This window comes from Butyricicoccus sp. (assembly GCF_050872565.1).
Lineage (GTDB): Bacteria > Bacillota > Clostridia > Oscillospirales > Butyricicoccaceae > Butyricicoccus_A.
On the sequence record NZ_JBNMHC010000039.1, the window covers coordinates 1 to 11,032 of the forward strand.

24 protein-coding genes are annotated in these 11,032 nt (G+C 53.7%); all 24 read left to right on the forward strand.

All coding sequences use genetic code 11. The features are described 5' to 3' along the window. Positions 1 to 709, forward strand: a 709-nt coding sequence (locus ACR0P9_RS03095) for an anti-sigma factor family protein (protein ID WP_432617385.1), incomplete at its 5' end; no start/stop codon positions are given. 179 nt (positions 710 to 888) lie between these two features. Further along, positions 889 to 1,113 (forward strand): hypothetical protein, encoded by a 225-nt coding sequence (locus ACR0P9_RS03100; protein ID WP_216469612.1) that lies wholly within the window; start codon positions 889 to 891, stop codon positions 1,111 to 1,113. 80 nt (positions 1,114 to 1,193) lie between these two features. Continuing rightward, complete coding sequence (gene rpsJ, locus ACR0P9_RS03105) at positions 1,194 to 1,505, forward strand: 30S ribosomal protein S10 (RefSeq protein WP_216469611.1); 312 nt, start codon at positions 1,194 to 1,196, stop codon at positions 1,503 to 1,505. Positions 1,506 to 1,643: 138 nt separating this feature from the next. After that, positions 1,644 to 2,279, forward strand: a complete 636-nt coding sequence (rplC, locus tag ACR0P9_RS03110; protein WP_432617386.1) for a 50S ribosomal protein L3 — start codon at positions 1,644 to 1,646, stop codon at positions 2,277 to 2,279. Positions 2,280 to 2,302: 23 nt separating this feature from the next. Further along, positions 2,303 to 2,926, forward strand: a complete 624-nt coding sequence (rplD, locus tag ACR0P9_RS03115) for a 50S ribosomal protein L4 (protein ID WP_432617387.1) — start codon at positions 2,303 to 2,305, stop codon at positions 2,924 to 2,926. Beyond that, positions 2,926 to 3,219, forward strand: a complete 294-nt coding sequence (gene rplW / locus ACR0P9_RS03120) for a 50S ribosomal protein L23 (RefSeq protein ID WP_216469608.1) — start codon at positions 2,926 to 2,928, stop codon at positions 3,217 to 3,219. Before rplD ends, rplW begins: the two co-directional genes overlap by 1 nt. 70 nt (positions 3,220 to 3,289) lie before the next feature. Next, entirely contained in the window at positions 3,290 to 4,123 is an 834-nt protein-coding gene (gene rplB / locus ACR0P9_RS03125) for a 50S ribosomal protein L2 (RefSeq protein ID WP_216469607.1), read from the forward strand. 15 nt (positions 4,124 to 4,138) lie between these two features. Then, positions 4,139 to 4,420, forward strand: coding sequence for a 30S ribosomal protein S19 (rpsS, locus tag ACR0P9_RS03130; protein ID WP_087022556.1), 282 nt, complete (start codon positions 4,139 to 4,141; stop codon positions 4,418 to 4,420). 23 nt (positions 4,421 to 4,443) lie between these two features. After that, positions 4,444 to 4,779 carry a 50S ribosomal protein L22 gene (gene rplV / locus ACR0P9_RS03135; RefSeq protein ID WP_432617388.1) on the forward strand — a complete coding sequence of 112 codons (336 nt, stop codon included), beginning with the start codon at positions 4,444 to 4,446 and terminating at the stop codon, positions 4,777 to 4,779. 14 nt (positions 4,780 to 4,793) lie between these two features. Further along, positions 4,794 to 5,564: a 30S ribosomal protein S3 gene (rpsC, locus tag ACR0P9_RS03140; protein ID WP_432617389.1), complete on the forward strand. Its 771-nt coding sequence runs from the start codon at positions 4,794 to 4,796 to the stop codon at positions 5,562 to 5,564. Beyond that, positions 5,564 to 5,989: a 50S ribosomal protein L16 gene (rplP, locus tag ACR0P9_RS03145; protein WP_432617390.1), complete on the forward strand. Its 426-nt coding sequence runs from the start codon at positions 5,564 to 5,566 to the stop codon at positions 5,987 to 5,989. The genes rpsC and rplP overlap by 1 nt, the downstream gene beginning before the upstream one ends. Next, the gene (gene rpmC, locus ACR0P9_RS03150; RefSeq protein WP_432617391.1) at positions 5,989 to 6,189 is read left to right on the forward strand and encodes a 50S ribosomal protein L29; all 201 of its coding nucleotides are present in this window, start codon (positions 5,989 to 5,991) and stop codon (positions 6,187 to 6,189) included. Before rplP ends, rpmC begins: the two co-directional genes overlap by 1 nt. A gap of 15 nt (positions 6,190 to 6,204) precedes the next feature. Next, complete coding sequence (rpsQ, locus tag ACR0P9_RS03155) at positions 6,205 to 6,462, forward strand: 30S ribosomal protein S17 (protein ID WP_216469602.1); 258 nt, start codon at positions 6,205 to 6,207, stop codon at positions 6,460 to 6,462. A gap of 12 nt (positions 6,463 to 6,474) precedes the next feature. Beyond that, positions 6,475 to 6,843 (forward strand): 50S ribosomal protein L14, encoded by a 369-nt coding sequence (gene rplN / locus ACR0P9_RS03160; RefSeq protein ID WP_432617392.1) that lies wholly within the window; start codon positions 6,475 to 6,477, stop codon positions 6,841 to 6,843. A 15-nt stretch (positions 6,844 to 6,858) separates the two neighbouring features. After that, positions 6,859 to 7,176, forward strand: a complete 318-nt coding sequence (gene rplX, locus ACR0P9_RS03165; protein ID WP_216469600.1) for a 50S ribosomal protein L24 — start codon at positions 6,859 to 6,861, stop codon at positions 7,174 to 7,176. Between the two features lie 18 nt (positions 7,177 to 7,194). Further along, on the forward strand, positions 7,195 to 7,737 hold the full coding sequence (gene rplE, locus ACR0P9_RS03170; protein ID WP_432617393.1) for a 50S ribosomal protein L5: 543 nt from the start codon (positions 7,195 to 7,197) through the stop codon (positions 7,735 to 7,737). A 13-nt stretch (positions 7,738 to 7,750) separates the two neighbouring features. Continuing rightward, positions 7,751 to 7,936, forward strand: a complete 186-nt coding sequence (locus ACR0P9_RS03175; protein ID WP_216469598.1) for a type Z 30S ribosomal protein S14 — start codon at positions 7,751 to 7,753, stop codon at positions 7,934 to 7,936. A 157-nt stretch (positions 7,937 to 8,093) separates the two neighbouring features. Continuing rightward, on the forward strand, positions 8,094 to 8,486 hold the full coding sequence (gene rpsH, locus ACR0P9_RS03180) for a 30S ribosomal protein S8 (protein WP_216469597.1): 393 nt from the start codon (positions 8,094 to 8,096) through the stop codon (positions 8,484 to 8,486). A gap of 15 nt (positions 8,487 to 8,501) precedes the next feature. Further along, complete coding sequence (gene rplF, locus ACR0P9_RS03185) at positions 8,502 to 9,047, forward strand: 50S ribosomal protein L6 (RefSeq protein ID WP_432617394.1); 546 nt, start codon at positions 8,502 to 8,504, stop codon at positions 9,045 to 9,047. Positions 9,048 to 9,063: 16 nt separating this feature from the next. Then, positions 9,064 to 9,423, forward strand: coding sequence for a 50S ribosomal protein L18 (gene rplR, locus ACR0P9_RS03190; protein ID WP_432617395.1), 360 nt, complete (start codon positions 9,064 to 9,066; stop codon positions 9,421 to 9,423). An 18-nt stretch (positions 9,424 to 9,441) separates the two neighbouring features. Continuing rightward, positions 9,442 to 9,939: a 30S ribosomal protein S5 gene (rpsE, locus tag ACR0P9_RS03195; RefSeq protein WP_432617396.1), complete on the forward strand. Its 498-nt coding sequence runs from the start codon at positions 9,442 to 9,444 to the stop codon at positions 9,937 to 9,939. A gap of 17 nt (positions 9,940 to 9,956) precedes the next feature. After that, complete coding sequence (gene rpmD, locus ACR0P9_RS03200) at positions 9,957 to 10,139, forward strand: 50S ribosomal protein L30 (RefSeq protein ID WP_432617397.1); 183 nt, start codon at positions 9,957 to 9,959, stop codon at positions 10,137 to 10,139. 13 nt (positions 10,140 to 10,152) lie between these two features. After that, the gene (rplO, locus tag ACR0P9_RS03205) at positions 10,153 to 10,593 is read left to right on the forward strand and encodes a 50S ribosomal protein L15 (protein WP_216469592.1); all 441 of its coding nucleotides are present in this window, start codon (positions 10,153 to 10,155) and stop codon (positions 10,591 to 10,593) included. Position 10,594: 1 nt separating this feature from the next. Further along, positions 10,595 to 11,032: preprotein translocase subunit SecY (locus ACR0P9_RS03210; protein ID WP_432617398.1), on the forward strand; the 438-nt coding region annotated here is incomplete at its 3' end.

The following is an 11,032-nucleotide window of genomic DNA, read 5'->3' on the forward strand; positions in this document are numbered from 1 at the left end:
GAAGCGCGGAGAAGGCAGAGACTGCCCGCATTTTCAAGAGCTGTGCAGCCAGTATGTCGATGAGTGCATCGAAGAGGACGATAAAACGGCGCTGCTCGATCATATTCAAGAGTGTTCGCGCTGTGCGGCATATCTCAACGACTTGACGCTAATTGGCCGTGAGCTGTCACATATGGAAGAAGAAAAAGCACCGGAAGAGCTGCGCGATGAAGTAGTCAGCAGTGCGGTGCGTCAGCAGAGAGAACGAGCTGGCTGGCGTGCGCTGGGGCTGCGCATCCCTGTTGTGGCATTGGCGTGCTTCGCGGCGATTTTTGCACTGCTGGTTTGCTCCGGCGTGCTGGGAGGTCTGTTTGTCAATACAACCAAACAGGAAGCATCTGTACAGAAGTACAGCGCACAGAGCAGTGTCTTGTCGCAGAACCTGCGTTTGCCGGATGCCGTGACGGATATGAGCTATTCTTATGTCATTGCGGCGGCGGGAAATGCTGGGCTGCCGGAGCTGTCTGCATCGGCGGAGCTGATTGCAGCAGAGGACGGCGTGGAATATTACCGCGTAGACGGCGGACTGGAAATGATGCAGAGACTTGCCGATGGCATGGAATCGGTCGGTTATGAGCTGGAATCCGTCAGCAATGACCAGCTGGTTATCACACCGACGGCATCTCAGGGACTTTTTATCGTCATTCGGCAGACGCAAGAAGAGGAATAACAGGCAAAAATCCGGCATTTGCCGGACAAATTTGCCTGTTTTGGAAGAAAAGCACAAGCGAATGCACAAAACGAGCAAAAAATCCGTCAAAAAAACGTGGATTTTCGTGGGATATTTTCTTGACTTTGCGGGCAAAATGTTATAACATATAGAAGCACTCGCGAGAAGGCGAGTGAGCGATGATGCTGGAGATTGCTGCTCAGGCAGGTAACTTCAGCGGAGTAAGTCCGACAATCGGGCGGTTGAGACAACTGCGAACTACCACCGGTATGTTCCTGTGTAAGCTCGGGACTGCCAGCGCACGCGCTGACAAGCCGACAGCCGGAACCACTGCGGTGAAATCCAAAGCCGGATTGCATAACTACACGACTGTTTTGCCCGGTTTTTCTTATGCCCAAACGTGATACACACGGAGGGGTTGCAGTTTCTCTCCGAACGCGAGGACACATTTTTATAATGTAGTGTTCGAGGAGGAAAACACACAATGGCTAACGCAGAGAAAATCAGAATCAGACTGAAAGCTTATGACCACTCGCTCATCGATCAGGCATCTGAGAAGATCGTAGAAGCTGCTAAGCGTACCAACGCAAAGGTTTCTGGCCCGATCCCGCTGCCGACCGAGCGCGAAGTCGTTACCATTCTTCGTGCAGTGCACAAGTACAAGGACAGCCGTGAGCAGTTCGAGCGCCGCACCCACAAGAGACTGATCGACATCACCGGCGCAGGCAAGAACACCGTAGAGACTCTTATGACTCTGGATCTGCCGGCTGGCGTAGAGATCGAAATCAAGCTTTAAGGAAGCAGCTGGAAAAGCCATCCAGTGATGTGCTGATTCAGAAATTCCAAACATCGCCTAAGCCGCAATAGAGCGGCAAGGTCAAGTTGGTGGGCGGAAACCGCGCATCAACCAATAACCTACAAGGAGGAAACAAACATGCAAAAGGCAATCATCGGCAAGAAAATTGGCATGACCCAGATTTTCGACGCTGACGGCAAGGTAATCCCGGTTACCGTAATCGAAGCTGGCCCGTGCTCTGTCACTCAGATCAAGACAGAGGAGAAGGAAGGCTACAACGCAGTACAGCTCGGTTTTGCCGACGTAGCAGAGCGCAAGCTCAACAAGCCGCAGCTCGGCCACCTGAAGAAGGCTGGCGAGGCTGTAAAGAAGTACCTGAAGGAATTCCGCTTTGACGATATGTCGTCCTACAACCTGGGTGACGTACTCAAGGCTGACGTATTCGCCGAGGGCGACAGCGTAGACATCACCGGCATCAGCAAGGGTAAGGGCTACGCAGGCACCATCAAGCGTTTTGGTGCACATCGCTCCCCGATGAGCCACGGTGCTGGCCCGATGCACAGACATCAGGGTTCCATGGGCTCCTGCTCCGATCCGTCCCGTGTATTCAAGGGCAAGATCATGCCGGGCCACATGGGCGCAGAGCAGGTAACCGTACAGAATCTGGACGTTGTTAAGGTAGATGCTGAGATGAATATGATCGCAGTTCGCGGCGCCGTTCCGGGCCCGAAGGGCGGAATCGTATTCCTCAAGAACACCGTTAAGAACGCCTAAGGAAAGGGAAAGGAGGATACATCATGCCTATCGCATCCGTATTTGATATGACCGGCGCTAAGACCGGTGAGATGGAGCTGAACGCTGCAGTATTCGGCATCGAGCCGAATGAAGTAGTTCTTCACGCTGCTGTCAAGAATTATCTCGCAAACCAGAGACAGGGCACTCAGTCCACCCTGACCCGTACCGAGGTTCGCGGCGGCGGCATCAAGCCGTGGCGCCAGAAGGGCACTGGCCGTGCTCGCCAGGGTTCCATCCGCGCTCCGCAGTGGACTCATGGCGGCGTAGCTCTGGGCCCGAAGCCGAGATCCTACAACTACTCGCTGAACAAGAAGACCAAGCGTCTGGCTCTGATCTCCGCTCTGTCTGCTAAGGCAGCTGCTGGCGAGATCATCGTAGTAGACGGCCTGGACATGGGCGAGATCAAGACCAAGACCTTCGCTGCATTCCTGAAGAATGTAGAGTCCACTGGCAAGAGCCTCGTAGTTACTCCGGAGACTCGCGTCAACGTGGTAAAGTCTGCTGCTAACATCCCGGGCGTTCGTACCACCCCGGTAAGCACACTGAACGTATACGACATCCTGAATGCTGACAAGTTCATCATTGACAAGGCAGCAGTTGCAAAGCTTGAGGAGGTGTACGCATAATGAAGTCGGCTTACGATATTATCAAGAAGCCTGTCATCACTGAGCGTTCCATGTCTGGTATCGCTGAGAACAAGTACGTTTTTGAAGTACAGGGCGACGCTAACAAGGTAGAGATCAAGAAGGCAATCGAAGAGATCTTCGGTGTCAAGGTCGCTTCCGTCAACACCATCAAGCTCCCGGGCAAGTGGAAGAGAATGGGCGTTCACACCGGCAAGACCCCGGCTAAGAAGAAGGCAGTCGTAACCCTGACCGCTGACTCCAAGCAGCTGGAGATCTTCGAGGGTATGCTCTAATTTATCCACACGAGGGAATGAAACGTGCCGAAGGGCACACGTTTGAAATCATCTAAAGGAGTTGAAAAACATGCCGATAAAGACCTATACTGCGTCCACCCCGTCTCGACGCAACATGACCGTAGTTGACTACAGCGGTCTTTCCAAGGTCAAGCCGGAGAAGAGCCTTCTGGAAAAGAAGAAGAAGCATTCCGGCCGTAACAGCTATGGCAGAATCACCGTACGTCACCAGGGCGGCGGCAACAAGCAGAAGTACAGAATCATTGACTTCAAGCGCAACAAGATGGACATCAAGGCTACCGTCCTGACCATCGAATACGACCCGAACCGTTCCGCAAACATTGCACTGGTTCAGTACGAGGATGGCGAGAAGCGCTACATCATCGCACCGCAGGGTCTGTCTGTTGGCGACACTGTCATTTCTTCCACCGGCGCTGACATCAAGCCGGGCAACGCACTGCCGATCGAGAACATTCCGGTTGGTACCGTAATCCACAACATCGAGCTGTACCCGGGTAAGGGCGCTCAGCTGGTTCGTTCCGCTGGCGGCGCAGCTCAGCTGATGGCTAAGGAAAACGGCGTAGCTCAGGTACGTCTGCCGTCCGGCGAGTACCGTTATATCCGCCTGAACTGCATGGCTACCATCGGTGCCGTAGGCAATCAGGATTACAGCAACCAGAAGCTTGGTAAGGCTGGCAAGACCCGTCATCGCGGTGTCCGCCCGACCGTTCGTGGTTCTGTCATGAACCCGTGTGACCATCCGCACGGCGGCGGCGAGGGCAAGAGCCCTGTCGGACGTCCGGGCCCGGTTACCCCGTGGGGCAAGCCGGCTCTGGGTTACAAGACCAGAAAGACGAAGAATCGTACTGACAAGCAGATTGTCAGAAGACGCAACGGTAAGTAAGGGAGGACATGAAATATGGGCAGAAGCATTAAGAAGGGCCCTTTTGTGGCTCCTGAACTGATTAAGAGAGTAATTGCACTCAACGAAGCTGGCGAAAAGAAGGTTCTGAAGACCTGGTCTCGTGCATCGACTATTTTCCCGGAATTCGTTGGTCATACAATTGCTGTTCACGACGGCCGCAAGCACGTTCCGGTATACATCACCGAGGACATGGTTGGTCATAAGCTGGGCGAGTTCGTCCCGACCCGCACTTATAAGGGTCACGCTGGCAGCAAGACCTCCAACAACGGCAAGTAAGGCTGAAGGAGGATCATTAGAAAATGGAAGCAAAAGCAATTTTGAGAAATGTTCGCATCGCTCCGCGCAAGGTAAAGGTTGTTTGTGACCTGATCCGCGGCAAGAGCGCAGCGGAAGCAAATGCGATCTTACTGAACACTCCCAAGGCTGCATCTGAGCACTTATCCAAGCTCCTCAAGAGCGCTATGGCGAATGCTGAGAACAATCACAACATGGATCCGGAGAAGCTGTACGTAGATCAGATCTTCGTATGCCCGGGCCCGATCATGAAGCGCATCCGTCCGATGTCTCATGGCCGCGCATTCCGCATCCTGAAGAGAACATCTCACATCACGCTGGTACTCAAAGAGAAGGAATAAGGAGGAGGTAGACTATGGGTCAGAAAGTTAATCCGCACGGTCTTCGTGTCGGCGTAATTAAAGATTGGGATTCCCGTTGGTTTGCCAAGGACAATGAGTTTGGCGACCTCCTCGTGGAAGACTACAACATTCGTAAGTTCCTGAAGAAGACCCTGTACGCAGCAGGCGTTCCGACCATCGAGATCGAGCGCAGCAACGGCAGAGTAAAGATCTTCATTTCCTGCGCTCGTCCGGGCATCGTTATCGGCAAGGGCGGCGAGGACATCGAGAAGCTCCGCAAGGAGATGGAGAAGATGCTGGGCAAGCCGGTATCTCTCAACATCATTGAAATCAAGAACCCGGACACCAATGCACAGCTCGTAGCTGAGAACATCGCTAGCCAGCTGGAGAAGCGTATCGCTTTCCGCCGTGCCATGAAGCAGTGCATGGGCCGCGCAATGCGCATGGGCGCAAAGGGCATCAAGATCAAGTGCGGCGGCCGTCTGAACGGCGCCGAGATCGCTCGCAGCGAGTCCTATCATGAGGGCACCATTCCGCTGCAGACCCTGCGTGCAGACATTGATTATGGTTTTGCTGAGGCAAACACCACTTACGGCAAGATCGGCGTTAAGGTTTGGATCTACAAGGGCGAAGTGCTCCAGGGCGGCCCGCGTCTGAACCGCAACATCGAGGCTCCGAAGCCGGCATTCGATCGCCGTGACCGCAGAGACCGCCGTGACCGCCGCGATCGTCGTGGTGGCTACCGCCGTCAGAGACAGGACAGACAGGAAGGAGGCAACCGTTAATGCTTCTCCCGAAGAGAGTTAAGTACCGCAGAGTACACAGAGGCCACATGAAGGGCAAGGCTCTTCGCGGCAATAAGGTATCCCATGGTGAGTATGGCCTGCAGGCAACTGAGCCGTGCTGGATCACCTCCAACCAGATCGAGGCAGCCCGTGTTGCCATGACCCGTTACACCAAGCGTGGCGGTCAGGTCTGGATCAAGATTTTCCCGGACAAGCCGGTTTCTAAGAAGCCGCTTGGAACTCGAATGGGTTCCGGTAAGGGCGCTCCGGAGTACTGGGTAGCAGTAGTAAAGCCGGGTCGCGTAATGTTCGAGATCGCAGGCGTTTCCGAAGAAGTAGCTCGCGAGGCACTGCGTCTGGCATCCCACAAGCTGCCGCTCAAGACCAAGTTCGTCAAGCGTGAAGAGAAGGCTGGTGAAGAATAATGAAGGCTAAAGAGATCAGAGAGCTGAGTGTTGAAGAGCTGGAAGTTAAGCTCACCGACCTGAAGAAGGACCTCTTCAACCTGCGTCTGCAGAATGCAACCAACCAGCTCGAAAACCCGACGAGAATCGCAGAAGTTAAGCGCGATATTGCCAGAGTCAACACTATTCTCCGTGAGCATCAGCTGACGGAAAAGGCGTAAGGGAGGTAACTACAAATGGCTGATAGAACTTTCCGCAAGACAAGAGTCGGCAAGGTCGTTTCTGACAAGATGGACAAGACGATTGTCGTTGCTATCGCGGACAGCGTACAGCATCCGCTCTATAAGAAGATTATCAAGAGAACCTACAAGCTGAAGGCTCATGACGAGAACAACGAGTGCCGCGTAGGCGACACCGTTGAGGTTATGGAGACTCGCCCGCTGTCCAAGGACAAGCGTTGGAGACTTGTAGAGATCATCGAAAAGGCTAAGTAAGGAGGAGCGCACATGATTCAGCAGGAAACATTTCTCCGTGCTGCTGACAACAGCGGTGCCAAGGAACTGAAGTGCATCCGTGTTCTGGGCGGCTCCGCACGTAAGTATGGCAACATCGGTGACATCATCGTTTGCTCGGTTCGCAAGTGCACACCGGGCGGCGGCGTAAAGAAGGGTCAGGTCGTTAAGGCCGTTATCGTTCGTTCCCGCAAGGGCGTACGCCGTGCAGATGGCAGCTACATCCGTTTCGACGAGAATGCAGCAGTCATCATTCGTGAAGACAAAAACCCGCAGGGTACCCGTATCTTTGGGCCTGTGGCAAGAGAGCTGCGTGACAAGGACTTCATGAAGATCCTGTCTCTGGCTCCGGAAGTACTGTAAGGAGGTCGTCCGTTAATGAATACTCTGCATGTAAAGAAGGGCGACACCGCAGTCGTTCTTTCCGGTAAGGAAAAGGGCAAGAGTGGCAAGATCATCTCTGTAAACCCGAAGAAGGGTCAGGTAGTGATCGAGGGCGTTAACATGCTCACCACCCATGTCAAGCCGCGCCGTCAGGGCGAGACCGGCGGTATCGTTAAGCGCGAAGGCGCAATCCGTGCCTGCAAGGTAATGGCTGTTTGCCCGAAGTGCAACAAGAAGACCCGTCCGGCTCACAAGTTCCTGGAGGATGGCTCCAAGGTTCGCGTGTGCAAGCATTGCGGCGAAGCATACTAATTGAGGAGGTTGTAACAAATGCCAGTATTAAAGGATAAATATCAGGCAGAGGTTGCTCCTGCTCTGATGAAGAAGTTTGAGTACAAGAGCGTTATGCAGATCCCGAAGCTCGACAAGATCGTTATCAACGTCGGCTGCGGCTCCGAAGCAAACGGCAACTCCAAGGTACTCGATGCAGTTGTTCGTGACATCACCACGATCACCGGTCAGCACGCTGTCGTAACCCGCGCTAAGAAGTCCATCGCAAACTTCCGTCTGCGTGAGGGTATGCCGGTTGGCGTTCGCGTAACTCTGCGCGGCGACCGTATGTGGGAGTTCCTCGATCGTTTCTTCAACATCGCTCTCCCGCGTGTCCGTGACTTCCGTGGCATCAACCCGAACTCCTTCGACGGCCGTGGCAACTACGCAATCGGCCTGAAGGAACAGCTGATCTTCCCGGAAATCGAGTACGATCAGATCGATAAGATTCGCGGCATGGACATTGCAATTGTAACCACTGCAAACACCGACGAAGAGGCTCGTGAGCTGCTGTCTGCTCTGGGCGCTCCGTTCGCAAAGTAAGGAGGAGTAGAAAATGGCTAAGAAGTCTATGGTTCTCAAGCAGCAGGCAAAGCCGAAGTTCTCTACTCGTGCTTACAACCGCTGCAAGATTTGCGGTCGTCCGCACGCTTACCTGCGCAACTATGGCATCTGCCGTATTTGCTTCCGTGAGCTGGCTTACAAGGGCCAGATCCCGGGCGTAAAGAAGGCATCCTGGTAATTCATTTTTGTGAAAAACAGCTAACGGAGATCACAGGATCTACCGTTAACTGTTTCTCTATATCATTTCTGTAAACCCGCCCGCGGCTGAAAAAATACATTCAGCCCCGGAAAAGTGGAGAGAATCACTCTCTAACTTCTGTAAGGAGGACAAAGTAATGCAGATCACAGATCCGATTGCGGATATGCTTACCCGCATCAGAAATGCGGGCACTGCACGCCACGCTACTGTTGATGTCCCGGCTTCCGGCATGAAGAAGGCTATTGCACAGATTCTTCTGGACGAAGGCTATATCAAGGACTTCAAGGTAATCGAGGGCGGTCAGGGCACCATCCACATCACACTGAAGTACAACAACAATGAGAAGGCAATCACCGGCCTGAAGCGCGTTTCCAAGCCGGGTCTGCGTGTATACGCAGGTGCTCAGGAGCTGCCGCAGGTACTGCGTGGCCTGGGTATTGCCATCATTTCCACATCTAAGGGCGTTATGACCGACAAGAAGGCTCGCGAGCTGAATGTCGGCGGTGAAGTCCTTGCATTTGTATGGTAAGGGGAGGTACTGAGAATGTCTAGAATTGGTAGAGCACCGATCACAGTACCGGAAGGCGTTGAGGTTAAGCTCGACGGCAACACCATCACCGTCAAGGGCAAGAACGGCACCCTGACCCGTGAGATCCATCCGGCAATGCATGTTGCTGTAGAAGGCAACACCATCACCGTAACTCGTCCGAACGACGAGAAGCAGAACCGTGCACTGCATGGTCTGTCCCGTTCCCTGATTAACAACATGGTTATTGGTGTAACCGAGGGCTTCCAGAAGGTTCTCGAGGTTAACGGCGTTGGTTACCGTGTATCCAAGTCCGGCAAGACCATGACCATGAACCTGGGTTATTCCCATCCGGTAACTGTTGATGAAGTTGACGGCATCACCATCACTGTTGAGGGCACCAACAAGATCATCATCTCTGGTCCGGATAAGCAGAAGGTCGGCCAGTTTGCAGCTGAAGTTCGTGAGAAGAGACCGCCGGAGCCGTACAAGGGCAAGGGCATCAAGTATGCTGACGAACATATCCGCCGCAAGGAAGGCAAGACCGGCGCAAAGAAGAAGTAAAGGAAGGTGTGCCTAAATGGTTTCAAAGAAAGACTCTAACAAGCAGCGTCTCAGACGCCATAAGAGAGTACGCGGCGCAGTTTCCGGTACTGCTCAGCGTCCGCGTCTCAACGTATTCAGAAGCTCTAAGAACATTTTTGCTCAGGTCATCGATGATGTCCAGGGCGTAACGCTTGCAGCTGCATCCACCACCGAGAAGGACTTCAGCGAGTATGGCGGCAACAAGGAAGCTGCACGCAAGGTCGGCAAGCTGATTGCTGAGCGTGCACTGGCTAAGGGTATCGACACTGTCGTATTCGACCGTGGCGGTTACGTATACCATGGCCGTGTCAAGGAACTCGCAGAAGGTGCCCGCGAGGGCGGCCTGAAGTTTTAATCGGAAGGAGGGAAACAAATGGCTGGAAAGTATGATCGCGGCGCCTCTGAGTACGAAGAAAGAGTAGTCGCTTTAAATCGAGTATCTAAGACCGTCAAGGGCGGTCGTGTTATGAAGTTCGCTGCACTGGTTGTCATTGGTGACCAGAAGGGTACCATCGGCGTAGGCCAGGGTAAGGCTGCCGAAGTTCCGGACGCAATCCGCAAGGCAATCGAGGACGCAAAGAAGAACCTGGTAACCATTAGCCTGAAGGGCAGCTCCATCCCGCACGAGACTATCGGCGAGTTCGGCGCTGGCCGTGTCCTCCTGAAGCCGGCTGCTCCTGGTACCGGCGTTATCGCTGGCGGCGCAGTTCGTGCAGTGGTAGAAGTTGCTGGTATTAAGGACATCCGTACCAAGTGCCTGCGCTCCCGCAACCCGCAGAACGTTGTAAACGCAACGATCGAAGGTCTGAAGAGCCTGCGCACCGCAGAGCAGGTTGCTGCTGTTCGCGGCAAGTCTGCTGAAGAACTTTAATAGGAGGGGTAGTTTCAATGGAAAACCTGAAGATTACCCTGGTTAAGAGCCTGGCTGGCAGAAACAAGAAGCACATTGCCACCGCTCATTCCTTGGGTCTTAAGACGATCAACGACGTAACCATTCAGCCCGACAATGCCCAGACTCGTGGCAAGATCGCTCAGATCAGCTACCTGGTCAAGGTCGAGGCTAACGCATAAGGAGGTGTAGAACATGAAGTTACAGGATCTGAAGCCGGCTGAAGGTTCTACTCAGCCTGCATTCCGCAAGGGCCGTGGCGCTGGTTCCGGCAACGGCAAGACTGCAGGCCGCGGCCATAAGGGCCAGTGGGCTCGTTCTGGCGGCGGTGTACGTCCGGGCTTTGAAGGCGGTCAGATGCCGCTGGCTCGTCGTCTGCCGAAGCGCGGTTTCCACAACATTTTCGGTACCGAGAATGCAGTGGTAAACGTATCCGATCTCAACCGTTTCGAGGACGGCGCAGTAGTTACTGCTGCTGACCTGGTTGAAGCTGGCCTGGTAAAGAAGACACTCGACGGTGTCAAGGTACTGGGCAACGGCGAGATCACGAAGAAGCTGACCGTACAGGCAGCTGCTTTCTCTGCTTCCGCAAAGGAAAAAATCGAGGCAGCAGGAGGAAAGGCCGAGGTGGTATAAGGTGTTTGAGACCTTAAAAGCCGCATGGCAAGTTCCGGAACTGAAGAAAAAGCTGATGTATACAGCTTTTATCATTCTTCTGTTTCGGTTAGGCTCCTCTATCCCTGTACCTTATATTGACATTGCACAGCTGGCAACATACTTTGATTCGATGTCCGGCACCGCGCTGGGCCTCATGAATGTATTTTCCGGCGGTGGCCTCTCCAGAGCGACCATCTTCGCAATGTCGGTCACTCCGTATATTAACGCCTCCATCATTATCCAGCTGCTCACCGTTGCCATTCCGGCACTGGAGCGTATGGTTCGTGAGGAAGGCGAGGAAGGCCAGAAGAAGATTTCAGCCATCACCCGTTATCTGGGTGTTGCGCTGGGTCTTCTCCAGGGCTACTCTTATTATGTCCTGCTCAGAAGCAACAACCTGATTGCTCAGACAGACTTC

Bases quoted from the DNA above. Each gene is read 5' to 3' on its own strand.
- ACR0P9_RS03100 (WP_216469612.1), top strand. From the start codon at position 889: ATGATGCTGGAGATTGCTGCTCAGGCAGGTAACTTCAGCGGAGTAAGT.
- rpsJ (WP_216469611.1), top strand. From the start codon at position 1,194: ATGGCTAACGCAGAGAAAATCAGAATCAGACTGAAAGCTTATGACCAC.
- rplC (WP_432617386.1), top strand. From the start codon at position 1,644: ATGCAAAAGGCAATCATCGGCAAGAAAATTGGCATGACCCAGATTTTC.
- rplD (WP_432617387.1), top strand. From the start codon at position 2,303: ATGCCTATCGCATCCGTATTTGATATGACCGGCGCTAAGACCGGTGAG.
- rplW (WP_216469608.1), top strand. From the start codon at position 2,926: ATGAAGTCGGCTTACGATATTATCAAGAAGCCTGTCATCACTGAGCGT.
- rplB (WP_216469607.1), top strand. From the start codon at position 3,290: ATGCCGATAAAGACCTATACTGCGTCCACCCCGTCTCGACGCAACATG.
- rpsS (WP_087022556.1), top strand. From the start codon at position 4,139: ATGGGCAGAAGCATTAAGAAGGGCCCTTTTGTGGCTCCTGAACTGATT.
- rplV (WP_432617388.1), top strand. From the start codon at position 4,444: ATGGAAGCAAAAGCAATTTTGAGAAATGTTCGCATCGCTCCGCGCAAG.
- rpsC (WP_432617389.1), top strand. From the start codon at position 4,794: ATGGGTCAGAAAGTTAATCCGCACGGTCTTCGTGTCGGCGTAATTAAA.
- rplP (WP_432617390.1), top strand. From the start codon at position 5,564: ATGCTTCTCCCGAAGAGAGTTAAGTACCGCAGAGTACACAGAGGCCAC.
- rpmC (WP_432617391.1), top strand. From the start codon at position 5,989: ATGAAGGCTAAAGAGATCAGAGAGCTGAGTGTTGAAGAGCTGGAAGTT.
- rpsQ (WP_216469602.1), top strand. From the start codon at position 6,205: ATGGCTGATAGAACTTTCCGCAAGACAAGAGTCGGCAAGGTCGTTTCT.
- rplN (WP_432617392.1), top strand. From the start codon at position 6,475: ATGATTCAGCAGGAAACATTTCTCCGTGCTGCTGACAACAGCGGTGCC.
- rplX (WP_216469600.1), top strand. From the start codon at position 6,859: ATGAATACTCTGCATGTAAAGAAGGGCGACACCGCAGTCGTTCTTTCC.
- rplE (WP_432617393.1), top strand. From the start codon at position 7,195: ATGCCAGTATTAAAGGATAAATATCAGGCAGAGGTTGCTCCTGCTCTG.
- ACR0P9_RS03175 (WP_216469598.1), top strand. From the start codon at position 7,751: ATGGCTAAGAAGTCTATGGTTCTCAAGCAGCAGGCAAAGCCGAAGTTC.
- rpsH (WP_216469597.1), top strand. From the start codon at position 8,094: ATGCAGATCACAGATCCGATTGCGGATATGCTTACCCGCATCAGAAAT.
- rplF (WP_432617394.1), top strand. From the start codon at position 8,502: ATGTCTAGAATTGGTAGAGCACCGATCACAGTACCGGAAGGCGTTGAG.
- rplR (WP_432617395.1), top strand. From the start codon at position 9,064: ATGGTTTCAAAGAAAGACTCTAACAAGCAGCGTCTCAGACGCCATAAG.
- rpsE (WP_432617396.1), top strand. From the start codon at position 9,442: ATGGCTGGAAAGTATGATCGCGGCGCCTCTGAGTACGAAGAAAGAGTA.
- rpmD (WP_432617397.1), top strand. From the start codon at position 9,957: ATGGAAAACCTGAAGATTACCCTGGTTAAGAGCCTGGCTGGCAGAAAC.
- rplO (WP_216469592.1), top strand. From the start codon at position 10,153: ATGAAGTTACAGGATCTGAAGCCGGCTGAAGGTTCTACTCAGCCTGCA.